Source organism: Achromobacter sp. NFACC18-2, assembly GCF_900108985.1.
Taxonomy (GTDB): Bacteria; Pseudomonadota; Gammaproteobacteria; order Burkholderiales; family Burkholderiaceae_B; genus Achromobacter.
Window position 1 is genome coordinate 63,710 of record NZ_FNYM01000010.1, and the last position, 26,460, is coordinate 90,169.

Here is a 26,460-nt window from a genome sequence, read left to right on the forward strand (position 1 = left end):
GACCCGACTACAACACTGGAGACAACACCATGAAGACCTCACGACTGGCGGCCCTGCTGGGCGCCACCCTGCTGTCGGGCCTGGCCACGCTGGCGATTGCCGCCGACAAGCCCAAGGAACTGAATATCGGCATCTCGACCTTCCTGTCGGGATCGGCCTCGGTGTTCGGCGTGCCGGCGCGCGACGCGGCCGACATCCTGATCGAAGAGATCAACGCCAACGGCGGCATCGACGGCGTGAAGATCGTGCCCAGCTACATCGACGAAGGCGGCGGCGGCGAAAAGCTGCTGTCCGAGTACCGACGCCTGGCGGAGGGCGGCACGCGCGTCATGCTGTCGGCCATTTCCAGCGGCCACTGCAACATCGTCGCGCCCGTGGCCGAGGACCTGAAGGTCCTGAACGTGATGTGGGATTGCGGCACCGAAAAGGCGCTGGAAGGCAAGAACTACAAATACGTCGTGCGCACGCAGGCCAACGCCACCACCGAAATGGTCGCGCAGGTGCTGTACCTGATGAAGGTCAAGCCCGACTTCAAGACCATCGCCATCGTCAACCAGGACTACGCCTGGGGCCGCGATTCGCGCGACATCTTCCTGGCCGCGCTCAAGAAGTTCAAGCCCGACGTCAAGGTCGTGGCCGAGATGTTCCCCAAGTTCGGCGCGGCGGACTTCTCCACGGAGATCAGCCGTCTGCAGGCCTTGCGGCCGGACGTGATCGTCTCCACCTCGTGGGGCGGCGACCTGGACAACTTCGTGCGCCAGGCCTCGCAGCGCAACCTCTTCAAGAACTCGACCTTCGTGCTGTCGCTGGCGGAAAGCTCGCTGGAACGCCTGGGCAACGCGCTGCCCGAAGGCGTGCTGGTCGGCGCGCGCGGCGACCACTACTTCCTGCATCCGGAAACCAAGGACGACCCCAAGCACCAGGCCTTCGTGAAGAAATTCCACGACAAGACCGGCGCCTACCCGATCTATTCCGTCTACCACATGGTGCAGGGCATCAACGGCCTGAAGGCGGGCTACGAGAAGGCCATCAAGGAAAACGGTGGCAACTGGCCCACGCCCGAACAGGTGGCCGCCGCCATGCATGACGTGAGCTTCAAAGGCTACGGCCGCGAAGTGAAGATGCACCGCGCCGACGGCCAGGCGCTGGAAGCGCAGCTCTTCGGCGTGACCAAGAAGAGCGACAAGTACCCGTTCAAGGTGCTGGCCGACATCACCATCGTGCCGGCCGAGCTGGTGACGCCGGGGGTGTCGGACACGTCGATGGCCTGGATTGAAAAGAGCCTGACCCCCGACGTCCTGAAGAGCGACCAGATCAAGGTGTTCCCGAACTGATCGGGAAGGATTGAGCAAGCAGCAGTGTGTGGTGCAGGGATGGCCCCGGCGTGAATCGCCGGGGCGTTTTTTTGTGCGCACTTCAGGTGTCTGACACCCCTGAAGCACCGCGACACACCCGAAGCCAACGCTGCCGGGTGTCAGACACCGTCTACAGCTCCAGCACGACCCGCTTCCCTCCGCAAGACCGCGAGCAGCACGCCATCATCTTGTTATTGGCGTCGCGCTCCGCGCGCGTCAGCACCACGTCGCGGTGATCGATGTCGCCTTCCAGCACGCGCACCTCGCACGATCCGCACAGGCCTTCCTCGCAATCGCTCTGCACGTCGATGTTGGCCCCGCGCAGCGCCGTCAGCAGGGTCTGGTCGGCGGGCACCGTGATGACGATGCCCGAATCCTTCAGCACCGCCTCGAAAGGCTGCTCCTTGGTCGGGTCCAGCGTGCCCAGCGTCGAGTGGAAGTGTTCCACGCGCAGCGCGTCCTCGGGCCACGCCGCGCAGCAGCCCGCCAGCGCGTCCAGCAGGCCTTGCGGGCCGCAGGCGTACACCTGCGCGCCCGGCGTGGGCTGGGCGAGCAGGGCCGCATAGTCCGCGCGCCCGCCCTCGTCCTTGATGTGCAGGTGCAGGCGATCGCCGTGCAGCGCCGCCAGTTCGTCCACCAGCGCCATGGAACGCCGCGAACGCCCGCTGTAGTGCAGCGTGTAGTCCAGGCCCAGTTCACGCGCGCGGCGCGCCATGGCGCTGATCGGCGTGATGCCGATGCCCCCCGCGATCAGGATGAGCCGGGCGGCGGATTCGTTCAGCCGGAAATGATTGCGGGGGCCGCGGATGCGCAGGCGCGCACCCGGCACGGCATGCGCATGCATCCAGGCCGAGCCGCCCCGGCCGTCGGCTTCCCGCAGCACCGCGATCTCGAACACGCCGGTCTCGGCGGGGTCGCCGCACAGCGAATACTGGCGCGAAAGGCCGGTGTCGCCGCATTCCACGTCGATGTGCGAGCCCGGCGTCCAGCGGGGCAGGGGCTTGCCGTCGGGCGAGGCCAGACGCAGACGCAGGATGCCCTCGGCGGCCAGCTCCGCCTGTTGCACCACCATCGGCCGGGTGATGGCGTGCGAGGACGGCTCGCCGATGCGCACGGGATGCATGCCGTCCAGCAGGGCCGGATTGGCGCGCTCCGGATTTTGCGCGGGATCCCATTCCACCCACAGGTGTTCGGGGCCGCGGAATGACGTGTTGGGCACATACGTGAAGGTCTGCTCGGACAGCTTCAGGTGCGGCAGGCGGCGCGTCAGCTCTTCCAGGAATATCTGCATCTCCATGCGCGCCAGGTTCTTGCCCATGCACTGGTGCGATCCATAGCCGAAGGTGAGCTGGTCGCTGGCGTTTTCGCGGCGGATGTCAAAGAGGTCGGCGTCGGCGAACTGGCCTTCGTCATGGTTGGCGGACGAGGTCACGATCAGCAGCTTGGCGCCGGCCGGAATGGAAACGCCCGCGATCTCCACGTCGCGCGTGGCCAGCCGCCGCCACGCGGCGACCGAACCGTTGTGGCGCAGGCATTCCTCGACCGCATTGGGGATCAGGTCCGGGTCCTCGCAGATGTCGCGCCAGGCTTGCGGGTGCTGCAGCAGCAGCTTGATCGCATTGGCCGAGGCATTGGCCGTGGTCTCGTGCGCCGCGACGATGCCGGCCATCATCATGGAATGCAGGTACGAATCGGTCACCACGTCCGGATGGGTCTGCTGCTTGCGCAGCCCGTATTGCATCCAGCCCGGGCCGGACGGGTCCTGCCGCATCTTGTCCAGGATCTTGCCCGCGAGCTGCCAGAAGTTGCCCACCGCGTGCGCCACCGCCACCTGCTCTTCGGGCTTGGGACGGCCCCAGGTGTTGACGGTGTGCGCGATGGAATACTGGCGCAGCAGGTCCATGTCCTCTTCCGGCACCCCCAGGAAATGCAGCGCCACGGTCAGCGGCACTTCCCACAGCATCTGGTCCACCAGATCGGCGCGGCCGTCGTCGATGAAGCGGTCCACGTATTCGCGCGTGAGGCGGCGCACCATGGGTTCATGGTGCTTCAGCTCCTCGGGCGTGAACGGGTCCATCAGCACGCGGCGGCGCGGCATGTGCGCCGGCTCGTCCTCGTTCACCAGGGTGCGGTTCATGGCGTAGCCATACGATTCCAGCACCGCGTTGGCCTCGGGCCCGGTCGGCGTGATCTTCTCCAGCGCAATCGACGGGCTGAACGTGATGTTGTCACGGAAGATCGCCTTGATGTCGTCGTAGCGCGTCACCACCCAATAACCCAGTTGCGGGCTGTAGAACACCGGCTCCTGTTCGCGCGCCCAGCGCACGTACTCCGGCGGATCCTGCTGATAGCCGTCGCCGAAGGGATCGAAGGCGGCGGCGCGCGCGCTGACCGGACAGCCGGTGGGGCTCTGCGCGGCGGCCAGCGCGGCGTGGTCGATGGGACAGCTCGTCGGGCGCGGGGAGGCGGTTGCTTGGCTCATGGCGATGTTCCGTGTGTTCGTCTTGCGGGCCCGCCGCGCGGGGCAACGCGCGGCGGGCGGGCGATGCTCAATCCAGCGTGATGCCCAGGTCGCTGATCAGTTTCTGCCAGCGGGCGCGTTCGCTCGTCAGCATCTCGGCGTATTGGGCGGGCGTGTTGCCCACCGGCTCGATGCCGAACTCCACCAGGCGCTGGCGCGTTGCGGGATCGTTGATGGTGGCGACCACCTGCTTGTTCAGCGCGTCGATCACCGGCTTGGGCGTGCCGGCCGGGACCACCACGCCCACTTGCGCGGACGCTTCCACGTTCTTCAGGCCCAGTTCCGCGAAGGTCGGCACGTCGGGCAACTGGGGCAGGCGCGTCGGGTTGGCGACGGCCAACGCCTTCACCTTGCCGCCGTTGATGAAACCGGCGCCCGCGGCCAGGTCCACCATCATGGCGGGAACCTGTCCGCCCGCCACGTCCGCCAGCGCGGGCGATGCGCCACGGTACGGCACGTGCGTCATCGTCAGGCCCGCCTCGACCTTGAGCAATTCCATGGCCAGGTGATGCGGGCTGCCGGCGCCGGCCGAGGCGTAATCCAGGCCTTCCTTGCGGCTTTTGGCGTCCGCAAGGAATTCCTTGGCGGTATTGACCTTCATGGCGGGGCCGACCACCAGGATCATCGGGAAGCGTCCCATCAGCGTCACGGGCGCCAGGTCTTTCGCCGGGTCGTACGACAGCTTCTTGTAGAGCGCGGGGTTGAACACCAGCGTGCCGTTGTCGGCGGACAGCATGGTGTAGCCGTCAGCCGGGGCGCGCGCCGTTTCCGACGCCGCGATGGCGGTATTGCCGCCCGGCTTGTTCTCGATCACCACAGGTTGGCCCAGGCGGCCGGTCAGCCCCTGTCCGATGCTGCGCGCCAGGAAATCCGACCCGCCGCCCGCGGCGTAAGGCACGATCCAGCGCACGGGCTTGGAGGGATAGTCGGCAGCCGGCTGCTGGGCGAACGCGCTGGCGCCGGCCAGCAGGGGCAGGGCCAGCAGGCCGGCCAGGACATGGTGTTTAACACTGCGCATGGGAAGTCTCCTTGTTGAGGAATGTCAAAACTGCATTCCTTGTTTGCGTTTGCGTAAATCATATACGCAATGCGTAATTTTTGAAGAGGGGTTAACCTTGATGCCGCTCCAGGCTCTGGGTCTTGTCGACCGCCTGCGGGCGCCGTCCTGAAGTCCTGGAGTCGCATCCCTCATGAGCAAAACCCACTCCTCTGAATCCGGCCTTGAACCTGTCCCCGATTCGTCCGCCCGCCCGCGCGAGCGCCGTCAACGGGTGCAGGCCGCGGAAACCGGCATGTCGGTGCTCAAGGGCCTGGCCCGCCTGGGCGGCCGCGCCAGCCTCACCACCCTGGCCGCCCACGTCGGCGAAAGCCCGGCCAAGGTGCACCGCTACCTGATGAGCCTCATCGCCGAAGGCCTGGTCGATCAGGAAGTCGCCACTCAGCAATACCACCTGGGCCTTGAAGCCCTGTACGTCGGCGTGGCCGCCATGCGCCAGGCCGACCCCCTGCGCATCGGCGAACCCGCGCTCGTACGCCTGCGCGAAAGCCTGGCCGTCACCTGCTTCATCGCGGTCATGGGCAACAAAGGCCCCACCATCGTGCGCTTCGAGGAACCCGGCCTGCCAGTCACCGTGAACGTGCGCGTCGGGTCGGTGCTGTCGATGCTGTGGTCGGCGACGGGCCGCGCGTTCCTGGGGCTATTGGACGAAGCGTCCGTGCAGGCGCTGGCGCAAGCCGAACTGGCCGACGCCCCGCCCGAGCAGCGCGCGCTATTGGACCGCGACGACCCCATCGGCGCCCTGCGGCGCGAGGTACGGGCGTCGGGGTGCGCCACCGTCAAGGACACGAATCTGCGCGGCATCAGCGCGGTGTCCGCACCGCTGTATGACCATACCGGGCGGGTCTGCGCGGTATTGACCGCGCTGGGTGCGACGGGCGGGTTTGATGTGTCGGCGGATGGGGCGGTGGTCGAGGCGGTGAAGCGGGAGGCGCTGGCGGCCAGTGTGGCGTTGGGGTATGTGGCGGGGTGATCGTCCGCTGAAGTCGTGCAGATTCGGACCGACCTGATGCGCGATGTCGGGATCTACGTCAACGACAAGATAGATGTCCCTCTTGTCCGTGTTGGCTGCCGTGTGGAGCTTGTCTATGCTCTTGATGAGCTAAAAAAGCAGTCTGCATCAAATGGGGTCAACCATACCAAAATGGCGATGGAAATGGCCGTGTCGTCGCAGTCTGTCGATGCTTTATCAGCGTGAAGCAGGTCAGGGCACGGGCCGCTCGTTATGCAGCTTAGTCCTTCCTATCTTCTTTACGAGGGGGGCAAATCTCGTGGGCGCAAGATTAGCGCCATGCTAGTTTGCGTCGATCGGGCAGGCCGTCGATCGACATATTTAACAGATAAGGAAGAAAGTTGTGTCCACATACGATGACCTAGCGGCGAAAAAAGGGCGAGGCACCCCATTTGATGGTTTGGTTGCGGTCGAGTTTGCAGCTGATTCAAATCCTTTCATGCTAAATCCGCCGAAAGATTATATTGATTTTTTATTGGAAATCGGTGCGGGGGAATTGGGAAACGCGAGTTATATGATTTATAGTGGGTTAATAGAATCCGTTGAGTTATATGGTGAGGACCTAGCTGGAGCGGGTGGTGTGTTTCTCTTTGGCGACGATTTTCAGGGTTACTGCACTGGATTTCGAGGTGGTGATTGGAAGGTCGTGGAGGTGGATCCTGTTAGCAAAATAATCGAGGAAATATTCCCTACCTTTCAAGATTTTATACGAGATAAAATATCTCAAATTTCTTGATGCGCAAAGTATGCGATTGTGGCAGCAGGTAATGACCAGGTTGCAGTAATCTCAGATTTGTCGCATTAGCGCCAGTCGAGGAAAAAGCGGCATCGCCTCATTTTGCGGGTAGGTGTGGAGGCGCCTCGGTTTTCATAACCGACTTCTTGTCTTCTTCCGATCTTGGCGTGCAGGTGCTCCAGCCGGAACAATTGCAGCAAGACTTGGAAGTTGCTGCCGTGAAACCGTTGCTTGCAGAAAGTGGGGGGCATGGATCCAATCGTCGGGGGGTGATGTCATCAACCCAAAAAATCCCGGTGGTGTAAAAAGCTCAGAGCAGGTCATCATGACTACTAACCCGAAAGATATCGACGAGTTCCTGTTCGGAAATGGGGGCCGCTTGGAGGATTACTTCATTCGGCTAACTCCCGTCTCGGAGACGCTCTGCTACACAAATGAAGCAGGCCGGGAGTTCTACTTGCCTATCAGTGATGACGCGCTGGCAGATGCTGCGATTCGGCGACTGAAAGATCTTGGTGTTCGCATCGTCTCGATCAGAGTTTGATGTCGCCTTCCACCTTCATGCTCATCGTCAATTCCCTCGAAATTGACATTTCGCTTGAAGGCTTTGATTGGGCACTGCCCCACAGTTGTCAAAGCCACCCTGACGAATCGATGAGCAAAGAAGAATGGCAGCACGCAAAGGAGAACGCCCCTGTGCGCGCCCAATGGGATCCAGAGCGGGGCCTGCTGCTACAACCATTGCCAAGCCGAGCCATTCAGATCGGCCTGAGTAAGCAAGCGGTCGATCTCCATGTGAAGGAATGGATACTGCAAATCACGGATGCGACGGAATTGGCACATGGCATCCACGCGCTGGTTATCGAGAAGAAGCTGGATGCGGCCAAGTCCCTCTTGCCAGTGGAGCCGTATATCCGTTGGTATTGGATCAGATCAAGCGCTATGCCAACGGGAGGCTGTCTAGCCAGTAAACCCCGCGAACGGACCGAAGAACACCTGCCCCGCCTTTACCACGTCGGGTAACTGAGCCGCAGTTGGCATTTGATCGAGGTAATCAGGCCAGACCTTGATCAGATATTCGGCGCACGACGCAAGAGGTATTTCTCTCACCTCATTCCTCAGGTCGTCGAATTTATATCCCATCTGTGTAATAGCCAATACTCCCTTCCTCACCGCTGCTTGGTAGTCAGGTGCTGCAGCGTAGCAGGTGACATAGGCGCCCGTTCGCTCCTCAGGCAGCTCCGTGGAATCCCAACGGAGAATTTTCATAGTGAACTCATAAAGGTTATTCATCTACGCATCCGTCAATGGCCCGGCACGGGGCTCGCATCAGCCACAAGATTTCGCAGAAAAACCGGACCGATATCAAATCGCCAGGATGAGCAATCTCTTGGAAGAAGATCACGCTTAAGCTGCTCGTACTGGTAAGCGCTATGGGCTGGATCACTTGCTACCGCCCTTCCTCTGCTTGGAACAACGGCGCGTCGTTAAGGCGCGCCGCCTCTATTTACGCGTGAACAAGAATCTATCGTCCCATCCGTACTCCTCGTCCTGCTCAGCAACGTTATTGAAGAGCTTTACATACTTCGAGAACGTTGCATCGCCCAAAGCGATGCGACTGCTCTCTGAGTCTTCCCAAACGATGTGAACTGGTCGCTCAACATCTGTCGTTAGACGATCCCATAACGCAGCCGAGTTGCAGCCGTAGAAATCACCCAGTTGGAGCTGAGTCTTCAAGGACTCGTGCAGATCGCGCTCGCTGTGGATTGCGCTTCCATTGATGACAATGATCACGGATTCATTCAGTTCGGGAGTTAGTACGGACGTTCGTAATGGTCGGGGGGCAAGAATCCCATGCCATCGTTGGAATCGAGTAAGCGCGTGCCAGGCTGATTGGCTCGACTCATTGTACTGCTGAGTCCGATATATGCTTCGTACCAGATTCGATTGGGAGCTTCAGGCAAACCAATCGCTCCCGTATCTCTCTAAACCTATCCCTACCAAATTGGCCGCCCGGAACAGAATTGTTCAGGGCTTTGCCTGGCTTCCAACCTGCTTGCATAGCCTCGGCTTTGGTCACGAAGTGTGCGGGGAGTCGACCGGTTTCCCGAAGACTGTCGACAAGATTCGGACCAATCTGATCGACAGCAAAGGCGTGACTCGCGACAGTGTCCCTCGTCAGCAGCTTAGGGAACGGCGCCAAGTTCTCCGAGACGGTCCAGGTGCTGCATTGCTTTCAAAAGAAATTGCATAAGACCCGACAACCAGACTTGGGCCTGTCTGCAACGCGATACCGGGATTCGTCGAGGGAACTGACCTGATGAGAAACTCACAGTACGACAGCGTGTGGGATGCCATCGAAGACTGCCCTGCGCAAGCAGAGAACATGAAGCTGCGTTCCGTCTTGATGATGGCGTTGAAGCACCACATCACGCAGTCAGGAATCAGCCAGGTGGAGGCCGCCCGCCTGTTCGGCGTTACTCAGCCTAGGCTATCCGAACTGATGCGGGGAAAAATCGACCTGTTTGGACTGGATACGCTGGTGAAGATGGCGGCGGCCGCAGGTTTGCAGGTGGAAATGCGCGTGCACGGGGCCGCGTGACAACTCGTTGTCCCTGAGTTGATGGCTCTTACTCCGCGGCCGCAAAAATCCTGGACTCCGTCACCGGTATAAGGCCCCCCATCATGTCTCTATCGAGTAGGCGATCGGTTTGCAGCGGGGCGAAACGAAGGGAATGCAAGTTGCATTCTGGAGACGTTGGCCGCGGCCGAAGATCTCGAAAATCTATTACGCTTGCGCCCAGCCAAAATCTTGCCGTAGCCACATTTTCGCGAGCGTCGCCATGCACCAGGCTCCGCCCCAATTGATGAAATCGAGAAAGCAATCCTTCGAGCTGCTACGCCCCATGCAAGCTCTACGGCTCCAATTGATCTGGAGGCTCAATGTTATTTCCTGAAAATCCAGAAAAGTGTCCAACTCTTTGGGATGCCATCGCCAAGCAGCTAAGGCAGGAAGCAATGTGCTTTGTTATCACAGAGGGTTATGGTAATCCGCGCGCAGAAGCACAAAGGCCAACTGACGATCTGGCGCAGCAGGTAATCACCAGGTTGCAGCAATCTCAGCTTTGTCGCATTAGCGCCAGTCGTGGAGCTGCGGTATCTCCTCATTTTGCTGGCATGCGTGATGGCGCCTCGGTTTTCATAACCGACTTCTTGTCTGCTCCCTTTGTTGGCATGCAGGTGATCCAGCCGGATCAATTGCAGCGAAACTTGGAAGTTGCTGTCGTGAATCTGTTGTTTGCAGAAAGTGGGGTCAGTAGGGTGGTGATACCGCTGCATCTAACCCCATGGGCCATGAGGGATGCGAAGGTGCACCCGACGGCCGGTGGGCTCGTATTTACGAAAAGGGCGTAGCGGTACGTGGCGGAGGTCATGCCGCCGCTACCGGAGCGATCCGCACTTATCACCCTTTCCTCCCTCCAGAAAAAGTTGGACCTCGATCCAATCGTCGGGGGCGATGTAATCCGCCCACAAAATTCCGGTGGTGTGGAAAATCTGAGCAGGTCACCAGGCCATAAGAATGAAAAAATAAAGATAAGTACCCATTGATTCGCCGCACGCTAGAAGGAATCTTTGGCGTCCAGGCTGGAATGGATGTGGATTCAGCTATGGAAGCCTTCGGGAATTATCTGAAACACCTGCCGCTTCCCGAAGGAATTCCGAGGGAACTGACTGAAGCATTCTCTGACGGAGAATTGTCTTGGCAGAAACTGCTTGATGAATGTGATGTGGGTGCCTTTGGATGTGAGAAGGAGGCCGAAGAGTTTGTTCGACGAACCTTTCTGCGTACGATTGATTCGGCCTTGGTCAATAGTTGATAGGGTGCCAGGGCCAATCAGTGAGCCTCCTCAATTGTTGTTCCATATACGGTTGGGGCTGAATCTAGCGCCGCGGCGTTCAATGGCGCGCTATATCCCGCTGAAAAGCTACGCCAGCTGCGCGATACCTTTAAAGGCAAGGGGTGTTGGTTTACGGCACAGAAGGCAATCCAAGCTTCATTGCGCGTGCGCACGGGACTAGGATGAAGCAGCTTCCAGTCAATCCGACAGTCCTTCAGGTTAAGCATGAGCTGTCGCGCTACTCGGATTTCAAGAGGATGGGATTCCAAGCCTGTCGGGAGATGGGGCGGACGGCGCGCGGTTGATCGGTGATGTGACCTTGGACGAGTGGCCTATTAGCTTCGACTACTTGATCGGTGACGGCTACAAGAAGACTTCGCTGACCTATGGTGAATCGTACTCAGCTCAGGTTTGGTTTAGGAATGGCCAGGTAAATACGGCATTCCCAATTTGGGGGAAATGATGAAAGTGAAAAAAGACATGTTGGATTTGCTCAGTTTGCTTAAGGTTTTTGACGCTAATTTTGTAAGCGATGCGGACTGTGAACAGCTTCATGGACTGGATGTGAATAGCCCTAACGGTGTAGCCAGTGCGGTTCAAGCGCTTCTTTTGCCTGAGTTCCATACATACACAAAGACTGCGCAGGATCGAAGAAGAAATCTGCTAAGCATGTTTTTAGCCGATCCATCTGAGAAATTTTGCGCTCTCTTTGAAGGTGTGGAGCTTGTATTTGACGATGAAATCACCGATCGGCGCGCTTTTATGGCCGCTTTATTGGCAGAAATTGAAGGCGAATAGTCGCAGGTAGAAAAAGTGCTCTGTCGGGGGGGCTTTAATTTCGAGCGGTTAGTTAAAATAGTACAAGTGTTTTGGATTTGAGTAAGCTGCCGTTGGGTCTTAGATACACCGTGTCCAATGTTCTAAATGATATTAGAAGGATGCGCCGAGATGGGGTATTTAAAGCCCATCCTGAATTTACGAGATATTCTGCTGAAACTCATAAAATAATATCGACCGACGTTCTCGTGGAAGTCGGCGCGAAATTGGCGGATAGTTTTCCGGGGGAAAATAAAATATGTTGGATGGTTTGGCGCGAAAGCAAGGACTCGCTCTTGGCGTATTGCCAGACGAATCGAAGTTTTTTGTCGCGGTGGTGAGGTTTCCAACACGACAATGCCAGCTAATGAAATATTAGATGATGCCAGAAACGTCTTTTCCAAAGATTCCCCATACGTGCATCGCTACGACCCAAGCTTTCCCGTTCTGCCTGATCCTAAATATTCTATTGACTCAATGGCCTTCAGAAATGCGGCAGGGCATAACGCAGAAGGCTTTCCGCGCGATGCTGGAGGATTTTGGAGAAAATGGCTTGAGCTGGAGCCGAGCTCTATTGGTAAAAATAATAGAATGTTGATTGAAAGCTACGATCGCTTGAAAGTCTAGCCACGCGTTGACCAGACTTGGGCTAATAGTTTTCCTGAACATGGGGGCTACTTCGGAGATTTGCTGATGCATCACCATGTGAATCGTGGGCAATTCACAATTCCAGTTCCGGGGAAAACGCAAGTGGGCTCTGGCGGGCCGTGGCATAAGTAGGGGAATTAAGATGACGTTGTTAACTCTTGATGAGATTGAAAAGGGGCTGGATCAGGAGTTCCGTTCTCTTGAACCAATGCTCACAGGGCTTCGCTTGATTAAAGGAGGCGTTTCAGAGGAGTCGTTGAATCATGCAGAAAATTTGTTTGCGGTGGCATTTCCCGATGCATTTCGAACACTGATAAAAACCTATGATTTTGGGTGGCTAACGATAGGTCCTATCCTTTTCTGCAACACAGGCGACTATCTGCATGAATTGTGGGAGCTCAATACGCAGGTAAGGTGGTGGGGAGGCGATACTCGTCCTGCGAATTTGCTGATGGTGGCTAACTCAGACCCTTACTCAATTCTTTTGGATTTGAAATCAGGTTGGGTAATGGCCGCAGATGTTGAGATCGGATGGCAACGAGCTACGGTAATAGCCAAAGATTTTGAGGTGTATTTGCGAGGGGTCGGTACAATTATGCTGCACCGCAATCAATGGCGCGATACGTCGCCTCTTGGACAGGCCGTCGCAGTCGACGTCGGTGCACTGGACATTTGCTACTGGTCACAATTGGCGAAATAAAAGAATTTACCGCTTAGGTCCCGGTCGAATGTCGTGCCACTTCGGATCCCGCACCTGGCTTGGGCGCATCGTTCAAAACGCATTCTGAAAAATCCATCACAGGCAAGTGCAAGATAATTGTTTTTTTCATATGGAAAGCGTAATAGTATGATGCGAGAGATTCCATATTCTCAAATTAAGTTGTCAGACTGCAATTCTCTGTCGAGTTAACGAAAATGTAGTCTGATACCTTATTTCATTGTGGGTGGAAATTTACCGGCCCGTTCAAGATCGTTGCCAATTGCCGCGCCTAATCTGCAGCCTTGACGCGCACAGCGTCTGCGGGCTGCCATTTTGATGTCCCGCCGTGAAAATGAGCGCCGATCATCCCGCAATTTCAGACACGTCTGATAGACGAGGTTTTCGATCTTTCCGATATTCATTGCTCTATCACTGGACGGGGTAGACGGATAACCGAAGATTCAAGCATCACCATTGTGCTCACGCCAGAGGTGAAGTTAAACCTTGGCAGAGTCCAATCATGGGGGAAAACTTCAATCAGCTACCAGATTCTTTGCGCGCGAAGACGGCATTGGGAAGCATGCACGAAGGGGTTGCGGACGTTATGCGAAATAATAACGTTGAGTTCGGCAAGAAATACGTCAGCCAAGATGGTGGGAAATTATATTTGCACCGCCCAGGAGGTCTGGGGAATTGCCTGCTATTAAGCATGCGAGAAGGTTAGGGGGTAAATATGTACGTCAAATATGCGCTGGGGCAGGAAAAGCCTATTAACTTTATATTTGATCAGTACGAGGTCTTGACTGTTCAGATCGGAAAGCCTGGGCCGATTTTAAACTGGCTGAGATGCGTTTCTGATTACTCGCTGCTTGAATTTGGGGTTTCTGCTGTCGATGGCGCGCTTAATTTAATTAAGGTGATTCAGGCTGCGGGTCTAGCGCAGATGAGGGTGCCGGATAAGTTTCCTGTTGTTGAGGTAGGGGTGCCGCAGTTTGATATTCATCGCTGGGGCGGTAAGAGGCTGCTTGATTTGGATATTCCGGTCAAGCTGTCTCTTGATCGCGATGCGATATTGTTGATGATTGATGAAACCAGGGCCATAGATAGGACGATACTTAATCGGAATCTGAGCTTCGCAACTTCTGAGGGTTATCCATGCTGGGTTTTACTGAGTGGCATGACAACGGAGCAGATCAGGTTGATTAGAAGTGCGGTTGAACACGATGCCTCCGGCGGTTATTTGTAGCCCTTCAAGTCGAGCATTCAGGCGCGGGCACTGACGTGCCCCCGGAATATCCGTACAGGTCAAAACTAGAGGTATGGTTGCTTCTGACCTTCCCCCGCAAATTGGACAGTTCAAAACTGGAGAGTGGCTGCCTCTTTTGGTTGCACTGACCACCTTTGGACGTACTCACACGGGGTCAGATGGCCGAGTGAGCCGTGGGGACGGTGATGGTTATAGTCGTCCTGCCAAGCCTGAAGTTTTTGCCGCAGGTCGTGCAGCGTGATGAATTCGTGCAGGTTGAGGAATTCGTCACGCAGTCGACCGTTGAACGATTCGATCAGCCCATTATCGGTCGGCTTGCCTGGACGCGTGTAATCGAGCTTGATGCCGCGTCGGTATGCCCAGTCGTCCAACGCCCGAGACGTGAATTCCGTTCCGTTATCCACGGTGATTGCCTTGGGCCAGCCCCGCAGAACCGCAGACCGGTCCAGCGCCTGGCCAACGCACCGGCCAGTCTGCCGAAAGTTGGCCTCTAGGCACACACTCTCGCGACTCCATTGATCAATGACGGTCAGGATGCGAACGCTGCGTCCGTCTAGCATCTGATCATGAACGAAATCCATGCTCCAGTGCTGGTTCGGCCCGGTCGGCACCGGCGGCTTGCCCCGAAGTAGCGCAATGCGTTTACGGCGCTTGACCTTCATCGGCAATTGCAGGCCTTCCAGGCTATAGAGACGATAGACGCGTTTCTTGCCTACGTTCCAGCCCTCGCGTTGCAGCATCACCAATAACACGCCGGTAGCCGAATCTCGGACGACTCAGAGCGATGTCGCGAATGCGCTGGCGCAGCACGCTTTGGTCTCGCACATGACTCTTGGCGTACCAGGTCGACCGTTGCAGCAACGCCAGTGCGCAAGCGCGCTGCACGCTGATCTGGAAGCGCTCATGCATCCAAGCCGCCAGCTCGCGCCGCTTGGCGGCCTTCAGACTTTTTTTCGCACCACCTCCTGCAGGATCTGCTTGTCCAGTGTCAGATCAGCGACGATGCGCCGCAGCCGTGCGTTCTCATCCTCGAGCTGCTTGAGCTTACGCAGTTCGCTTACACCGAAGTCGGCGTACTTCTTCTTCCAGGTATAGAAGGTCGCCTCGGACACACCAAGCTGCCGACAGACGTCGACCACAGGCGTACCGCTATCTGCCAGTCGCAGCGCATACGTGATCTGCTCTTCGGTAAATCTCGACCGTTTCATGGCTCCTCCTCGCTCCGTTCGGGGCGCTGAGAAGCAACCATACCTCTAGTTTTGACCTGTACGGATATTCCGGGGGCACGTCACCCTTGCCGCGGGCGGGCGCCCCTAACTCCCCACCTTCAGCTTCCCCAATTCCTCCCTGAAATCCGGAAACTCCCTCAAAAACGCCTGATTCCTCTCGAACCGCCGGACCAGCCGATCATCGATCGTCAGATTCAGCACTGTCTCCTTATCCCACAACCTCGGCACCTTCTTCACCGGAATCGGCACCTTCTCCGTAAATTCCTTGTACGAGTCATGCGGCTCGCATTGCTCGTAATCGGTCGAGATCCGCTGCACCGTCCCCGCCTCCAACCCCGCCTGCCGCGCCTTTTCCTGCAGCCATGACGCAGGCAGCGTCTGCAAGCTCCCATCCTGATATCCCCCGCCCACATCGGAGTGCGCCCCGATGAACCAGCGCTGTTCGACGGGCAAATGTGCTGGGCGGGGCGGGGAGCCGGCGCGGCGGGTCCATAGGGTTGGGAAGTAGGGCTCGCGGTATTCGTTGGTGGCGATGGCGTGGTACGCGTTCAGGACGTGGTTGCTCAGTTCCGTGTCGTGGAAGTTGTAGAAGCCGGAAAACCCGGGAAAGGAGATGCCGCCGACGGGAATGCCCAGGCTGCCCACGGTGTCCCAGACGCCGACGAAGTGCAGGTCGGTGTCGCGCGAGAAGCGGTCTCGGAAGGCGGCCGCTTCCAGGGACGACGGGGTGCAGTCGTCGCGGTATAGCGCGTAGGCCTCGGAGACGTTGTCTTCGGTGGGCTGATTCAGCAGGCCGCATTTGCGCACCATGCCCGCGAGGCTGCGGGCGGAGTACGCGCCGCGGCTGAAGCCGAACAGGAAGATGCGGTCGCCGGGGGTTTGGCGCTGGCAAAGCCAGCGGTAGCCTTGCCGGATGTTGGCCGAGAGGCCGGCGCCGAAGGCGCCGCCCACGAATTTGTCGATGGCGGCCCACAGGCCCTGGCCTTGGGTGCCGACGCCCTCGATGTAGAGCGTTTCCTGCGTGCTGGTCTCGGGCGCTGCCTTGTAGAGCTCGTAGACGTTGGTGCGGTCGTTGGGTTCGTTCCACGTTCCGTCGAAGAATACGGCGAGGTTTTTCATCATGATCGTCTCCCCACACACAGATAAAGTCTGGCGATACCTATGCTGCCGGCTGGGACTACACCTCTGTGAGGCAAGCTAGCACGCGGGGACTTTGCCGCAGGGCGCGGGATTTCCCTGCTGCATGGATGTACACCATCTTTTTGCCTAGCCAGCGCCGACCGAGAGGGCGATCCTGCTGGGCGGAAGCAACAGAAGCAAGGCGTGGGAGTACGCCTTTACTACAGCATCAGCAGCAATCCGAACTTCCATCGGTTGGTATCTGAAAAGGGCAGGAAAGCGGCTCGCTGCAACAACCCCGAAGCTTGGGTCCATTCCGACTTCCGGGGTCGGTTCAGCGGGGCGCTTTCCTGAACGCGCCGGAAGTGGGACGTCAGACGATCTCGAACCGCACGTCGATGTTGTCGCGGATGGCGCGCGAATAGGGGCAGAGCTGGTGCGCCGATTCGACCAGCAATTGCTTCTGGTCGGCGGTCAGGCCGGGCAGCGAGACGGCCAAGGTGACGCCCAGGGCGAAATTCTCGCCGTTGTCGACCTTGCTCAGCGACACGCTGGCGTCGATGGCGATGTCGCGCGGCACGGTGATGCCGTGGGTGGCGCCGGCGCGCTTGATGGCGCCCATGAAGCAGGCGGAGTAGCCCACGCCGAAGAGCTGTTCGGGATTGGTGCCGGGCTTGCCCGATCCGGGCGTGCTGAGCGTCACGTCCAGCGCGCCGTCGCTGCTGCGTCCCGCGCCCTCGCGGCCGGCGGTGGTGTGGGTGTGCGCGGTGTAGAGGACCTGCTCAAGTTGCTTTGCCATGATGACTCCAGGATATCGGCGCGGCCGGGCTGCGCCAGTGGGTTGAGAGCCTGGATTGCAACAAGGCGCTGTATCGGCCATGTGTCCGGGACGCGGCGGGATGGCATCGCGACGTGTCGAAGGGGCCGCCGGATACGCTGCGATACAAACCGCGACTGCGTTGGCGGACGCGATGGCAATGGAGTATGTTGCGCGCTGGCGGCGCGAGGCCGCGCATCAATCACGTAAGAAGAACATCATGGGACGTCTCGCCATCCTGGGCGCGCTGCACGAAGAAATCGCCGACCTGCTGGCGGCGATGGATCCCGGCGCGCAGACCCGCCGCATCGCCATGCGCGATTTCCAGGTGGGCAGCCTGTGGGGCACGCCCTGCGTGATCGCGCTCAGCCGCATCGGCAAGGTGGCCGCCGCGGCCACGGCGTCGATCGTGATCCAGGAATTCGGGGTGTCGCGGGTGATCTTCACGGGGCTGGCGGGCGGCCTGCATCCGCGGGTGCGGGTGGGCGACGTGGTCGTGGCCGACGCGCTGATGCAGCACGACATGGACGCGCGGCCCCTGTTCGGCCGGCATGAAATCCCCCTGCTGGGCCGCGAGCGTTTCGATGCCGATCCGGCCCTGAGCGCGCTGCTGCTGGAAAGCGCCCGGGAATTCGCGGGCAACGGCGGCCTGCCGTCCGCGTCCGCGCCGCCCCAGGTCCACCACGGCCTGATCGCGACCGGGGACGTGTTCGTCAACGACAACGACCTGGCCCACGCGCTGCGCGAACGTCTGCCCGAGGCGCTGTGCCTGGAAATGGAGGGCGCCGCCATGGCGCAGGTCTGCCATGAATTCGGCGTGCCGTTCGCCGTGATGCGCATCATCTCCGACAGCGCCGACCACGCAGCGAAGGCGGACTTCACGGATTTCCTGGTGAACCTGGCGCGGGTGTATTCGGCCGGCATCTTGAAGCCACTGCTGCAGTCGGGCGCGCTGCGCGGCGCGTAACGCGGCCCCGGCCGGAAACTACAGGCCGATCGCCGCGATCCTGACTTCGGCTGACAAGCCGCCGCCCTCGCGGTTGCTCAGGACCAGCGCGCCGCCCAACGCCGCCGCCAGTTGGTGCGCGATGGCCAGCCCAAGGCCGGTGCCGCCGGTATCGCGGCTGCGGGAGCTTTCCAGGCGGTAAAAAGGTTGCAGCACCGCGTCCAGTTCCCCCGCCGGGATGCCCGGCCCGCGATCCAGCACGAAGATCGACAGGCGTCCGCCGTCCCGCGCCGCCACACGCACTTCGGCCGCGCCGGCGAATTTGAGCGCGTTGTCGATCAGGTTGCCCAGGATGCGCCGCAGCGCATGCGGGCGCGTGGACAGCGCCGGCGCGGCGTCGCCCGTCAGGCTGACGTTCTTGCCGGTGTCCTGGTAGTCGCACACCAGACTGTCCAGGAAGGCGTTCAGGTCGATGCGCGCAGGCGGCTCGGCCTTGCCATGCGCGCTGCGGGCATAGTCGATGCCTTCGCGCACCAGGCGTTCCACCTCGTTCAGGTCCTGCGCCAGCTTGTCGCGGTCGGTGGACGGGTCCATGAATTCGGTGCGCAGCTTCATGCGCGTGATGGGCGTCTGCAGGTCGTGCGAGATCGCGCCCAGCATCTGCATGCGCTCGGCGACGTGGGCCGCGATGCGGTCCTGCATGGCGTTGAAGGCGACGGCGGCATGCGCGACCTCGGCGGGTCCGGCCTCGTCCAGCAGGGGGCTTTTCTGGTCGGGATCCAGGTCCTCGGCCGCGCGGGCCAGGCGCGTCAGGGGGCGGACGACCAGGCGCACGGCCAGCCAGGCGCAGCCGGCGAGCAGCAGAAGCTGTACGCCCAGCACGCCGAACAGCCACGGGGCCGGCCGCATGCGGGATAGTTCGATGTCCAGGATCGCCGGCTGGCCGTCTGACAGCACGACGCGGGCCTGGATGTGGCGCGGATCGTCGGCCATGGCGCGCACCGTCACCGGCCGCTCCGGCCTCAGCGCGGCCTCGATCGATTGCGCGGCGGTGCGCGCCGCGTCATCGGACAGCGGCTGGTCGGCCTTGCCGTCGCCCAGCAGGTACTGGCGGTTGCTGCTGGACAGGCGCGGCAGCCACGCGGGGCGTTCGGCGGCGGGCAGCCGGTCCAGGATGTCCATGGCGATGGCGATGTCGCGCTCCAGGTCGCCGAGCATCATGTTGCGGGTGGCGCTGTAGCGCTCATAAAAGAGCGACGCGAACGACAGGCCATAGGCCAGGACCAGGCCCGCCAGGAAAATCAGGAACAGCCGGGCGACCAGCGTGCGGGGCCAGGCGAACGGGCGCGGCGCGGCGGCGTTCACTGGCTGGAATCCGAGACGTCGACGGCGGCGGAGAAGACATAGCCTTCGCTGCGCACGGTCTTGATGTACATGGGCTCGCGCGCGTCCTCGCGCAGCCGCTGGCGCAGTCGGCTGACCAGGAGGTCGATGGAGCGCCCGAAGAAATCGGCATCGCGGCCCTGCGTCAGGTTCAAAAGCTGGTCGCGGTTGAGCACGCGCTGGGGATGATCGAGGAAGACGCGCAGCAGCCGGTATTCCGCGCCGCTGAGCGACACGATGGTGCCGTCGGCGTCCAGCAGGTGTCGCGCGGTGGTGTCCAGCCGCCAGGCGCCGAAGGCGATCTCGCGGCCCGGTTCGGTCACCTGGAAATTGGGCGGCAGCATGCGCGTGCGGCGCAGGATCGCCTTGATGCGCGCCAGCAGTTCGCGCGCCACGAAGGGCTTGACCAGGTAGTCGTCCGCGCCCATCTCCAGGCCCAGGACGCGGTCCATGTCGTCGCCGCGCGCCGTCAGCATCAGGATGGGGATGCGGCGGTGCTTGCCGCTGCGCAGTTCGCGGCACAGCACCAGGCCGTCGTCGCCGGGCATCATGAGGTCCAGCACGATCAGGTCGACGGACAGGCTTTCCAGCAGGGACCGCATCTGCCGTCCATCGGCGGCCAGCGTGACCGTCAGGCCGTTCTTCCTGAGGAAGCCGCCGGCAAGCTCACGGATTTCCCGATCGTCGTCGACGATCATGACGTGGTCTATGTGATCCATCTGCGGGTGCCTTCTATTGGGTGGTGAGGGCGCGGCAGCCGCGCCCGTCCGGTTCAAGAATTCTAGGTCCTAGCGCTCGTCCGGGGGCAGGGGATCGCGGCGCGGGCGGGTGTTCGAGATGAGCTGGCACTGGAAGGGCTTGGCGGCTTCGGCGGTGAAGCCGCCAAAGAGCAGCAGCAGTACGGCAAGAAAGCGCTTCATGAGGGGCTCCGCTTATGGGGTCGAACGCTTTATAGCGCCGCCCCGGCCGGCAAGTGTGTCGTACTGTATACGCCCTGGCGGCGGATACACGCGCTTGAAAAAATGCCCCGATCCGGCACATGGCGGATACGTGCGGCGGGTGCAATGGGGTCACTTTCCAAAGGACGATCCCCATGGACCTCATCAACACTCCCATCGCTCTGCTTGCCGGCATGCTGACCATCGCGTCGCCCTGCGTGCTGCCCCTGTTGCCGGTGCTGCTGGGCACCTCGCTGGAACGCGGCGACCGGCTGCGCCCCGTGTTCGTCGTGTCGGGCTTCGTGCTGGCGTTCGCCGGTCTGGGGATCGCGCTCAGTCTTATCTCCAACCTGAATGAACATGTGCACGAAGCCGTGCGCTCGACCTCCATCGTGCTGCTGGTCCTGTTCGGCCTGGCGCGAATCTGGCCCCAACCCTACGACCGCCTGATCGCCTATGTGGGCGGCCCGTTGCAGCGCCTGGCGGCCGCGGGCGGCACGGGCAGCGGCAATGCCGGCGGCTTCGTGCTGGGCCTGTCGCTGGGCGCCGTGTGGACGCCGTGCGCCGGGCCGGTGCTGGCGTCGATCCTGGTACTGGCCGCCAAGGCGCAGGACCTCGTGCAGTCCAGCACGCTGCTGCTGGTGTTCGCCATCGGGGCGGGTGTGCCCATGTTGGTGATCGCCTATGGCGGGCAGGCCATCGCCACCCGGGTGCGCGGCCTGTCGCGCCACACGCACCGGCTGCAGCAGGGATTCGGCGTGCTGCTGGTCCTGACCGCCATCGCCATCCATTTCCAGTACGACGTCCTGGCCTATGCCTGGATCGCCAACCTGTTCGCCTGACCGACAAGGAGTCAACCATGTACGCCACATTCAAGAAGATTGCCCTGGGCGCGCTGATCGCGACGGCCCTGATGCAAGGGGCCGCGCAGGCCGCGCCCCAGGCCCCGGAATTCACCGGCATCGAGACATGGCTCAATAGCGAGCCGCTGACAATGGAGTCGCTGCGCGGCAAGGTGGTGCTGGTGGATTTCTGGACCTACACCTGCATCAACTGCATCCGCACGCTGCCCTACGTCACGAGCTGGTATCAGAAGTACAAGGACCAGGGCCTGGTGGTGGTGGGCGTGCACACGCCGGAGTTTCCCTTCGAGCGGTCCACGCCCAATGTGGAAAAGGCGCTGCAACGCTACGGCATCACCTATCCGGTGGCGCAGGACAACCGCTACGCCACGTGGACCGCCTACCGCAACCAGTATTGGCCCGCGGCGTACCTGATCGACAAACAGGGCAGGATCGTCTACAGCCACTTTGGCGAAGGCCGCTACAAGGAAACCGAGGCGCAGATCCAGCGGTTGCTGGCGGAGCCGGGCTGAAGGCCGTCGCCGTCCCACACGGGTATCCGGCGGGCGGGCGCCACCAATCTGGTGCCCGCCCGCGCCGCATATCGCACCAGCCTGGTGCGCGACTGCCCAGCGTGTTCCCCTTTCCCCACGCAAACCAGTTGGCATGAAACTTGCTTGATATCCATGCAAGTGACTTGCATACAGTGCGAGTGACTTACATGGCCGGGCGCCTGCCCGGTCCGGATACTCAGACACAGGGGAAATGTCATGCTGCTACGCCGCGTACTCGCTGGAGCGATGTCTTTATTCATGGCCGGCGCCGCGCACAGCGCCGATCTGCTGGACACGATCAAGAGCAAGAAAGAGATCGTGGTGGGCACCGAGGCGCAATTCGCGCCGTTCGAATTTGTGCAGGACGGCAAGATCGTGGGCTATGGGCCGGACCTGATGAACCTCATCCTGGCCGATGCGCCGGGCGTGAAGGTCAAGCAGTTCGACGTGCCGTTCCAGGGCATCCTGCCGGGCTTGGCGACCAAGCGCTTCGACTTCGTGGTGACGTCGGTCACCATGACCAAGGACCGCGCCGCCAAGTTCGCCTTCACGGTGCCGATCGCCGACGCCACGACGGCGCTGGTCAAGCGCAAGGACGACGCGGCGCTGACCGACCCGGCGGGCATCGCGGGCAAGGTCGTCGGCTCGCAGGCGGGGTCCGCGCAGTTGAAGGCCCTGCAGGACTATGCCAAGAAGCTCCAGGCCGACGGCAAGCCTGCCGTCACCATCCGCGAATACGTCAGTTTCGATGAGGCCTACGCCGACCTCGCGGCCGGCCGCCTGTCGGCGGTGGCGCAATCGCTTGCCAACCTGGCGACGCTGGTGAAGACCCGTTCGGATGTGTATGCGGTGATCGACCAGCCGATCGGACCCAAGACGTACTTCGGCTGGGTCGGGCGCAAGGACGCGGACAGCGCGTCGCTGGTGAAGTTCTTCTCCGACGGGATCGCGCGCGCGGCCAAGTCCGGCCAGCTGCAGGCGCTGCAGACCAAGTGGTTCGGTTTCACGATGGACGTGCCCACCGACTCGGTGCCGGCGCCGGAACTGTGATTCTCGTCCGTCCCGGGAGCATCGCGCGATGAACGCCGACACTTTTGCCGACCGCCTTGCGGCGTACCTGCCCGTGCTGCTGCACGGCGCCGGCATGACGCTGATCGTGGCGGCGCTGGCCATCGTCGCGGGCTTTGCGCTGGGCGCGGCGCTGCTGGGCCTGTCGCTGCACCGCCAGGGCCGTGGGCCGCTGGCGCGCGCCGTGGCGCTGTACGTCAGCTTCTTTCGCGGCACGCCGTTGCTGGTGCAGCTTCTGATGCTGTTCTACCTGCCCAGCGCGTTCGGCGTGGACCTGCCGCCGCTGCTGGTGGCCGTGCTGGCCATGAGCCTGAATTCCGGGGCGTTTCAGTCGGAGATTCTGCGCGCGGGCCTGGCTGCGGTCCCCAAAGGGCAGATCGAAGCCGCCGCCATCTTCGGCCTGTCTCCGCAGCAGGTCTTCCGCTATGTGCAGTTGCCGCAGGTGGCGCGGGCCGTCTGGCCAGCCCTGGTGTCCGAGGCCATCGACGTGGTGAAGAACTCGTCGATCGTGTCGGTGATCGCCGTGGCGGAACTGGCGCGCGGGGGCCGGCAGATTGTGGCGGCGAATTTCCGTCCGCTCGAGGTCTACCTGACCGTGGGCGCGACCTATCTGCTGATGACCGGCGCGATCTTCGCGCTGGGCGCCTGGCTGGGCAAGCGGATGGGACAGGGGCGGCGCGCCAGCGCCGCAGTGATGAACCGCATCGCCATCAACAAGACATGATCGACCTCACTCTGCTGGGCCAGTTGCTGCCCGTCTTTGGCACTGCCGCATTGCGCACGGTGGCCCTGGTGGCCGCCGGGCTGGCGGGCGGCCTGGCGCTGGGTTTTCTGATGCACCTGCTGCGCGAAACGCGGGTGGCGGCGCTGGCGTGGATCTACTGGGCGTACACGGCCATCTGGCGTGGCGTGCCGTTCCTGATTCATCTCTTCATCGTGTATTTCGGGCTGCCGGCGGTGGGGATATCCATGGACCCCTTTGTTGCCGCGGCCGTGACGCTGTCCGTGTATGGCGGCGCGTACTTCGCCGAGATTTTCCGGGCCTGCTGGCAGACCATCCCGCGCGGGCAGATCGAGGCCGCGCGCTGCATGGGCCTGACCCGGCGCCAGGTGTTCCTGCGCATCGAGTGTCCGCAGGCCCTGCGCGCCAGCGTCCCGCTCATCGTGAACCAGACCATCCTGCTGATGAAGGAGTCGGCGCTGGCGTCGGTGATCACCTACCCGGAACTGACGATGACCGCCGGCAAGGTGGTGTCCGAACAGTTTGTGTACATCGAGCCCTATCTGCTGCTGGCGCTGAGCTATTGGGCGCTGTCGTTGCTGATCAACCGCCTGGGCAGGCTGCTGGCGCGGCGCGTGGCGCTGTGAGGAATTGCGAACCATGAATACACCCCAACCCGTTCCCATGCTGTCGCTGCGCGGCGTGGGCAAATCGTTCGATGGCCACCCGGTGCTGGCCGGCGTGGACCTGGACGTGATGCAGGGCGAGGTCGTGACCTTGATCGGTCCTTCGGGCTCCGGCAAGACCACGCTGCTGCGCTGCATGAACTTCCTGGAAGCCTACGACGAAGGACAAGTGCAGGTGCGCGGCGCCTTGCTGGGCTACCGCCGCGGTCCGTCGGGCCAGTTGCTGCCCGAATCCGACCGCGTCGTGGCAGAGGTGCGCGCGCCGCTGGCAATGGTGTTCCAGCAGTTCAATCTGTGGCCCCACATGACGGCGCTGGCCAACGTCATGGCGCCGCTGACCCTGGCCAAGGGCATGCGGCCGGACCGCGCGCGCAAGGTGGCCGCCGACGCCCTGGACCGGGTGGGCATGGCCGCGAAGGCCGACTCCCTGCCGGCCAACCTCAGCGGCGGCCAGCAGCAGCGCGTCGGGATCGCCCGCGCGCTGGCGGTGGGGCCCGAGGCGATGTTGCTGGACGAGCCGACGTCGGCGCTGGACCCCGAACTGGTGGACGAAGTGCTGGAGGTCATCAAGTCCCTGTCGCGCGAGGGCATGACGATGGTGATGGTGACCCACGAAATGAGCTTCGCGGCCGAGGTGTCCGATCGCATCGTCTTCATGGAAAAGGGGCGCGTCGTCACGATCGGCACGCCCGACCAGATCATCCGCCGGCCCGAGCATCCGCGCGTGCAGGCGTTTCTGCAGCCCTGGATCCGGCGCAGCCTGGGCGACACCGCGCGGCGGGACGCCATCGCGGCGGGAGCGTCGCAATGAACCTCAACCGATTCGATGCCGCGGCCGGCGCGCTGGCGCAAGCGGTCCAGGCGCAACGCCTTGCGCAACGCCTGCACGGATTGGCGCGGCACGGCGGCGTGCCGACCGGCGGCGTGGCGCGGCAGGCCCTGACGCACGAGGAGCTGGCGGCGCGCCGCTGGCTGGCGCAGGACTTTGCCGCCCGGCCGGGCTATCGCGTCGGCATCGACGCGGCGGCCAACGTGTATGTGCGCCGGTGCGGCGTGGACGCCGGGGCCGCGCCAGTCATGACGGGCAGCCATGTGGACACCCAGCCGCTGGGCGGCTGGCTGGACGGCGCCTTTGGCGTGGTGGCGGGCCTGGAGGTCTTCGACGCCCTGGACAGGCTGGGCGTCGCGACGCGCCGGCCGCTCGACGTCGTCATGTGGACCAACGAGGAAGGGTCGCGCTTCGCGCCGGGGCTGATGGGCGCGGTGTCGTTCACCGCCCCGCAGCGGCTGGCTGACTTTCTGCCCGTCGCCGACAGCGCGGGGGTGGCGTTCGAGACCGCGCGCGACCAGGCCGTCACGGACTTCGAGACGCACGCGCAGCGCCATGGCTGGTCCTGGATGGACCGCCCGCTGGGCGCGCCCGTGCACGCCTACGTGGAAGCCCATATCGAACAGGGCCCCGTTCTGGAGGCGCAGGGCCTGCAGGTCGGATGCGTGACGGCGATCCAGGGCGTGCGCTGGTACCGCGTCAGCGTGCCCGGTCGCAGCGCCCATGCGGGCACGACGCCGCTTGCCAACCGCGACGATGCGCAGGCCAAGGCCATCGCCATGGCGCATGCCGTGCTGGGCCACGCCAGGGACTGCGGCGATGAACGGCTGCGCGTGACGATCGGCCGCTGGGAATGCCTGCCGGGTTCGATCAACACGATTGCCGACCACGTGAGCTTCACGGTCGATGCGCGCCACCCGGATGCCGAGGCGCTGGACGCGATTCGCGCCGTGATGGACGCGGCGCTGCCCGACGGCGCGCGCATCGAGGTCTTGCAGGACAAGCCGACCGTGCAGTTTGCGCCGGATCTGGTGGCCCTGGCCACCGCGGGCTGCGAGGCCCTGGGCATGCGGCACCGCCAGATGCTGTCGGGCGCGTTCCACGACGCCATGCCGATGGCGGGCTTCTGCCCCACCGCGATGCTGTTCGCGCCCAGCATCGCGGGCGTCAGCCACCACCCGGCCGAAGACACGCCCATTGAGGACCTCGCCGCCTGCACCCAGGTGCTGGCCTGGTGCCTGCTCAAGCTGGCCGAACCCGCGCCTGCCGTCGGGCCGGGCCAGCCGATCTAGCTATTCCACCCCGAACTTTTTTCAC

The 26,460-nt window shown here is 61.9% G+C and carries 29 protein-coding genes and 2 pseudogenes; 22 read left to right on the top strand and 9 right to left on the bottom strand.

Going from position 1 to position 26,460, the window contains the following annotated elements; all coding sequences use genetic code 11:
* Positions 1 to 29: 29 nt before the first annotated feature.
* Entirely contained in the window at positions 30 to 1,334 is a 1,305-nt protein-coding gene (locus tag BMW75_RS16535) for an ABC transporter substrate-binding protein (RefSeq protein WP_092580907.1), read from the top strand.
* Between the two features lie 151 nt (positions 1,335 to 1,485).
* Here the strand turns inward: BMW75_RS16535 and BMW75_RS16540 are convergent, their stop codons facing one another.
* Positions 1,486 to 3,837, bottom strand: a complete 2,352-nt coding sequence (locus tag BMW75_RS16540; RefSeq protein ID WP_092580909.1) for a cytochrome P450/oxidoreductase — start codon at positions 3,835 to 3,837, stop codon at positions 1,486 to 1,488.
* A gap of 67 nt (positions 3,838 to 3,904) precedes the next feature.
* Complete coding sequence (locus BMW75_RS16545) at positions 3,905 to 4,894, bottom strand: Bug family tripartite tricarboxylate transporter substrate binding protein (RefSeq protein WP_092580911.1); 990 nt, start codon at positions 4,892 to 4,894, stop codon at positions 3,905 to 3,907.
* A gap of 172 nt (positions 4,895 to 5,066) precedes the next feature.
* Between BMW75_RS16545 and BMW75_RS16550 the strand changes: the two genes are divergently transcribed.
* From BMW75_RS16550 to BMW75_RS16560, 5 genes are all read left to right on the top strand, one after another.
* Positions 5,067 to 5,906 carry an IclR family transcriptional regulator gene (locus BMW75_RS16550; protein ID WP_175493197.1) on the top strand — a complete coding sequence of 280 codons (840 nt, stop codon included), beginning with the start codon at positions 5,067 to 5,069 and terminating at the stop codon, positions 5,904 to 5,906.
* 15 nt (positions 5,907 to 5,921) lie between these two features.
* The gene (locus BMW75_RS29165; RefSeq protein ID WP_139208548.1) at positions 5,922 to 6,131 is read left to right on the top strand and encodes a hypothetical protein; all 210 of its coding nucleotides are present in this window, start codon (positions 5,922 to 5,924) and stop codon (positions 6,129 to 6,131) included.
* 157 nt (positions 6,132 to 6,288) lie between these two features.
* A complete protein-coding gene (locus BMW75_RS29170) occupies positions 6,289 to 6,681 on the top strand; it encodes an SMI1/KNR4 family protein (protein ID WP_139208549.1) in 393 nt (130 codons plus the stop codon).
* 325 nt (positions 6,682 to 7,006) lie between these two features.
* Entirely contained in the window at positions 7,007 to 7,225 is a 219-nt protein-coding gene (locus BMW75_RS16555) for a hypothetical protein (RefSeq protein WP_092580913.1), read from the top strand.
* The gene (locus BMW75_RS16560; protein WP_092580915.1) at positions 7,225 to 7,704 is read left to right on the top strand and encodes a DUF4291 family protein; all 480 of its coding nucleotides are present in this window, start codon (positions 7,225 to 7,227) and stop codon (positions 7,702 to 7,704) included. The genes BMW75_RS16555 and BMW75_RS16560 overlap by 1 nt, the downstream gene beginning before the upstream one ends.
* A gap of 480 nt (positions 7,705 to 8,184) precedes the next feature.
* Here the strand turns inward: BMW75_RS16560 and BMW75_RS16565 are convergent, their stop codons facing one another.
* On the bottom strand, positions 8,185 to 8,475 hold the full coding sequence (locus tag BMW75_RS16565) for a barstar family protein (protein ID WP_175493198.1): 291 nt from the start codon (positions 8,473 to 8,475) through the stop codon (positions 8,185 to 8,187).
* A gap of 526 nt (positions 8,476 to 9,001) precedes the next feature.
* Between BMW75_RS16565 and BMW75_RS16570 the strand changes: the two genes are divergently transcribed.
* The 8 genes and pseudogenes from BMW75_RS16570 to BMW75_RS16590 all read left to right on the top strand — a co-directional run bounded on the left by BMW75_RS16570 (position 9,002) and on the right by BMW75_RS16590 (position 13,990).
* Complete coding sequence (locus BMW75_RS16570; protein WP_092580919.1) at positions 9,002 to 9,283, top strand: helix-turn-helix domain-containing protein; 282 nt, start codon at positions 9,002 to 9,004, stop codon at positions 9,281 to 9,283.
* A gap of 341 nt (positions 9,284 to 9,624) precedes the next feature.
* Positions 9,625 to 10,095 carry a hypothetical protein gene (locus BMW75_RS29175; protein ID WP_139208551.1) on the top strand — a complete coding sequence of 157 codons (471 nt, stop codon included), beginning with the start codon at positions 9,625 to 9,627 and terminating at the stop codon, positions 10,093 to 10,095.
* Positions 10,096 to 10,286: 191 nt separating this feature from the next.
* Positions 10,287 to 10,559: a hypothetical protein gene (locus BMW75_RS29180; protein WP_139208552.1), complete on the top strand. Its 273-nt coding sequence runs from the start codon at positions 10,287 to 10,289 to the stop codon at positions 10,557 to 10,559.
* A 480-nt stretch (positions 10,560 to 11,039) separates the two neighbouring features.
* Positions 11,040 to 11,378, top strand: a complete 339-nt coding sequence (locus BMW75_RS16580; RefSeq protein ID WP_217646950.1) for a hypothetical protein — start codon at positions 11,040 to 11,042, stop codon at positions 11,376 to 11,378.
* 375 nt (positions 11,379 to 11,753) lie between these two features.
* Positions 11,754 to 12,023, top strand: a complete 270-nt coding sequence (locus tag BMW75_RS29975; RefSeq protein WP_139208553.1) for a hypothetical protein — start codon at positions 11,754 to 11,756, stop codon at positions 12,021 to 12,023.
* A 12-nt stretch (positions 12,024 to 12,035) separates the two neighbouring features.
* Positions 12,036 to 12,176, top strand: a pseudogene (locus tag BMW75_RS29980) (hypothetical protein); the annotation flags it as partial.
* Positions 12,177 to 12,186: 10 nt separating this feature from the next.
* On the top strand, positions 12,187 to 12,744 hold the full coding sequence (locus tag BMW75_RS29195) for an SMI1/KNR4 family protein (RefSeq protein ID WP_139208554.1): 558 nt from the start codon (positions 12,187 to 12,189) through the stop codon (positions 12,742 to 12,744).
* 733 nt (positions 12,745 to 13,477) lie between these two features.
* On the top strand, positions 13,478 to 13,990 hold the full coding sequence (locus BMW75_RS16590; RefSeq protein WP_092580925.1) for a hypothetical protein: 513 nt from the start codon (positions 13,478 to 13,480) through the stop codon (positions 13,988 to 13,990).
* A gap of 110 nt (positions 13,991 to 14,100) precedes the next feature.
* On the opposite strand, the pseudogene BMW75_RS16595 reads toward BMW75_RS16590, so the two are convergent.
* The 3 genes and pseudogenes from BMW75_RS16595 to BMW75_RS16605 all read right to left on the bottom strand — a co-directional run bounded on the left by BMW75_RS16595 (position 14,101) and on the right by BMW75_RS16605 (position 17,158).
* Positions 14,101 to 15,219 (bottom strand): annotated as a pseudogene (locus tag BMW75_RS16595) (IS3 family transposase).
* A gap of 105 nt (positions 15,220 to 15,324) precedes the next feature.
* On the bottom strand, positions 15,325 to 16,362 hold the full coding sequence (locus BMW75_RS16600) for a DUF2235 domain-containing protein (protein ID WP_092580927.1): 1,038 nt from the start codon (positions 16,360 to 16,362) through the stop codon (positions 15,325 to 15,327).
* A gap of 370 nt (positions 16,363 to 16,732) precedes the next feature.
* Entirely contained in the window at positions 16,733 to 17,158 is a 426-nt protein-coding gene (locus tag BMW75_RS16605; RefSeq protein WP_092580929.1) for an organic hydroperoxide resistance protein, read from the bottom strand.
* A gap of 238 nt (positions 17,159 to 17,396) precedes the next feature.
* Here BMW75_RS16605 and BMW75_RS16610 point away from each other — a divergent pair, with 238 nt between their 5' ends.
* On the top strand, positions 17,397 to 18,143 hold the full coding sequence (locus BMW75_RS16610; RefSeq protein ID WP_092581145.1) for a 5'-methylthioadenosine/adenosylhomocysteine nucleosidase: 747 nt from the start codon (positions 17,397 to 17,399) through the stop codon (positions 18,141 to 18,143).
* Positions 18,144 to 18,161: 18 nt separating this feature from the next.
* Here BMW75_RS16610 and BMW75_RS16615 read toward each other — a convergent pair whose 3' ends face one another.
* The 3 genes from BMW75_RS16615 to BMW75_RS29875 all read right to left on the bottom strand — a co-directional run bounded on the left by BMW75_RS16615 (position 18,162) and on the right by BMW75_RS29875 (position 20,425).
* Positions 18,162 to 19,487: an ATP-binding protein gene (locus BMW75_RS16615; RefSeq protein WP_092580931.1), complete on the bottom strand. Its 1,326-nt coding sequence runs from the start codon at positions 19,485 to 19,487 to the stop codon at positions 18,162 to 18,164.
* On the bottom strand, positions 19,484 to 20,224 hold the full coding sequence (locus BMW75_RS16620; RefSeq protein ID WP_092580933.1) for a response regulator: 741 nt from the start codon (positions 20,222 to 20,224) through the stop codon (positions 19,484 to 19,486). The genes BMW75_RS16615 and BMW75_RS16620 overlap by 4 nt, the downstream gene beginning before the upstream one ends.
* Positions 20,225 to 20,293: 69 nt before the next feature.
* Positions 20,294 to 20,425, bottom strand: a complete 132-nt coding sequence (locus BMW75_RS29875; protein WP_256381724.1) for a hypothetical protein — start codon at positions 20,423 to 20,425, stop codon at positions 20,294 to 20,296.
* Between the two features lie 173 nt (positions 20,426 to 20,598).
* Between BMW75_RS29875 and BMW75_RS16625 the strand changes: the two genes are divergently transcribed.
* The 7 genes from BMW75_RS16625 (at position 20,599) to BMW75_RS16655 (ending at position 26,435) form a co-directional block, all read left to right on the top strand.
* Positions 20,599 to 21,285 carry a cytochrome c biogenesis CcdA family protein gene (locus BMW75_RS16625; protein ID WP_076516926.1) on the top strand — a complete coding sequence of 229 codons (687 nt, stop codon included), beginning with the start codon at positions 20,599 to 20,601 and terminating at the stop codon, positions 21,283 to 21,285.
* Between the two features lie 17 nt (positions 21,286 to 21,302).
* On the top strand, positions 21,303 to 21,818 hold the full coding sequence (locus BMW75_RS16630) for a thioredoxin family protein (RefSeq protein ID WP_092580935.1): 516 nt from the start codon (positions 21,303 to 21,305) through the stop codon (positions 21,816 to 21,818).
* 267 nt (positions 21,819 to 22,085) lie between these two features.
* Positions 22,086 to 22,889, top strand: coding sequence for a transporter substrate-binding domain-containing protein (locus tag BMW75_RS16635; RefSeq protein WP_254792045.1), 804 nt, complete (start codon positions 22,086 to 22,088; stop codon positions 22,887 to 22,889).
* A gap of 28 nt (positions 22,890 to 22,917) precedes the next feature.
* The gene (locus BMW75_RS16640; protein ID WP_092580939.1) at positions 22,918 to 23,631 is read left to right on the top strand and encodes an amino acid ABC transporter permease; all 714 of its coding nucleotides are present in this window, start codon (positions 22,918 to 22,920) and stop codon (positions 23,629 to 23,631) included.
* A complete protein-coding gene (locus BMW75_RS16645; protein WP_092580941.1) occupies positions 23,628 to 24,275 on the top strand; it encodes an amino acid ABC transporter permease in 648 nt (215 codons plus the stop codon). The genes BMW75_RS16640 and BMW75_RS16645 overlap by 4 nt, the downstream gene beginning before the upstream one ends.
* A gap of 13 nt (positions 24,276 to 24,288) precedes the next feature.
* On the top strand, positions 24,289 to 25,125 hold the full coding sequence (locus BMW75_RS16650; protein WP_092580943.1) for an amino acid ABC transporter ATP-binding protein: 837 nt from the start codon (positions 24,289 to 24,291) through the stop codon (positions 25,123 to 25,125).
* The gene (locus BMW75_RS16655) at positions 25,122 to 26,435 is read left to right on the top strand and encodes a M20 family metallo-hydrolase (RefSeq protein ID WP_092580945.1); all 1,314 of its coding nucleotides are present in this window, start codon (positions 25,122 to 25,124) and stop codon (positions 26,433 to 26,435) included. The genes BMW75_RS16650 and BMW75_RS16655 overlap by 4 nt, the downstream gene beginning before the upstream one ends.
* Positions 26,436 to 26,460: the final 25 nt, after the last annotated feature.

Bases quoted from the DNA above. Each gene is read 5' to 3' on its own strand.
- BMW75_RS29175 (WP_139208551.1), top strand. From the start codon at position 9,625: ATGTTATTTCCTGAAAATCCAGAAAAGTGTCCAACTCTTTGGGATGCC.
- BMW75_RS16635 (WP_254792045.1), top strand. From the start codon at position 22,086: ATGTCTTTATTCATGGCCGGCGCCGCGCACAGCGCCGATCTGCTGGAC.
- BMW75_RS16630 (WP_092580935.1), top strand. From the start codon at position 21,303: ATGTACGCCACATTCAAGAAGATTGCCCTGGGCGCGCTGATCGCGACG.
- BMW75_RS16620 (WP_092580933.1), bottom strand. From the start codon at position 20,224: ATGGATCACATAGACCACGTCATGATCGTCGACGACGATCGGGAAATC.
- BMW75_RS16600 (WP_092580927.1), bottom strand. From the start codon at position 16,362: ATGATGAAAAACCTCGCCGTATTCTTCGACGGAACGTGGAACGAACCC.
- BMW75_RS16625 (WP_076516926.1), top strand. From the start codon at position 20,599: ATGGACCTCATCAACACTCCCATCGCTCTGCTTGCCGGCATGCTGACC.
- BMW75_RS16590 (WP_092580925.1), top strand. From the start codon at position 13,478: ATGTACGTCAAATATGCGCTGGGGCAGGAAAAGCCTATTAACTTTATA.
- BMW75_RS29875 (WP_256381724.1), bottom strand. From the start codon at position 20,425: ATGAAGCGCTTTCTTGCCGTACTGCTGCTGCTCTTTGGCGGCTTCACC.
- BMW75_RS16540 (WP_092580909.1), bottom strand. From the start codon at position 3,837: ATGAGCCAAGCAACCGCCTCCCCGCGCCCGACGAGCTGTCCCATCGAC.
- BMW75_RS16580 (WP_217646950.1), top strand. From the start codon at position 11,040: ATGATGAAAGTGAAAAAAGACATGTTGGATTTGCTCAGTTTGCTTAAG.
- BMW75_RS16610 (WP_092581145.1), top strand. From the start codon at position 17,397: ATGGGACGTCTCGCCATCCTGGGCGCGCTGCACGAAGAAATCGCCGAC.
- BMW75_RS16555 (WP_092580913.1), top strand. From the start codon at position 7,007: ATGACTACTAACCCGAAAGATATCGACGAGTTCCTGTTCGGAAATGGG.
- BMW75_RS16645 (WP_092580941.1), top strand. From the start codon at position 23,628: ATGATCGACCTCACTCTGCTGGGCCAGTTGCTGCCCGTCTTTGGCACT.
- BMW75_RS16545 (WP_092580911.1), bottom strand. From the start codon at position 4,894: ATGCGCAGTGTTAAACACCATGTCCTGGCCGGCCTGCTGGCCCTGCCC.
- BMW75_RS16570 (WP_092580919.1), top strand. From the start codon at position 9,002: ATGAGAAACTCACAGTACGACAGCGTGTGGGATGCCATCGAAGACTGC.
- BMW75_RS16655 (WP_092580945.1), top strand. From the start codon at position 25,122: ATGAACCTCAACCGATTCGATGCCGCGGCCGGCGCGCTGGCGCAAGCG.
- BMW75_RS29195 (WP_139208554.1), top strand. From the start codon at position 12,187: ATGACGTTGTTAACTCTTGATGAGATTGAAAAGGGGCTGGATCAGGAG.
- BMW75_RS16560 (WP_092580915.1), top strand. From the start codon at position 7,225: ATGTCGCCTTCCACCTTCATGCTCATCGTCAATTCCCTCGAAATTGAC.
- BMW75_RS29975 (WP_139208553.1), top strand. From the start codon at position 11,754: ATGCCAGCTAATGAAATATTAGATGATGCCAGAAACGTCTTTTCCAAA.
- BMW75_RS16605 (WP_092580929.1), bottom strand. From the start codon at position 17,158: ATGGCAAAGCAACTTGAGCAGGTCCTCTACACCGCGCACACCCACACC.
- BMW75_RS16650 (WP_092580943.1), top strand. From the start codon at position 24,289: ATGAATACACCCCAACCCGTTCCCATGCTGTCGCTGCGCGGCGTGGGC.
- BMW75_RS16640 (WP_092580939.1), top strand. From the start codon at position 22,918: ATGAACGCCGACACTTTTGCCGACCGCCTTGCGGCGTACCTGCCCGTG.
- BMW75_RS16550 (WP_175493197.1), top strand. From the start codon at position 5,067: ATGAGCAAAACCCACTCCTCTGAATCCGGCCTTGAACCTGTCCCCGAT.
- BMW75_RS16535 (WP_092580907.1), top strand. From the start codon at position 30: ATGAAGACCTCACGACTGGCGGCCCTGCTGGGCGCCACCCTGCTGTCG.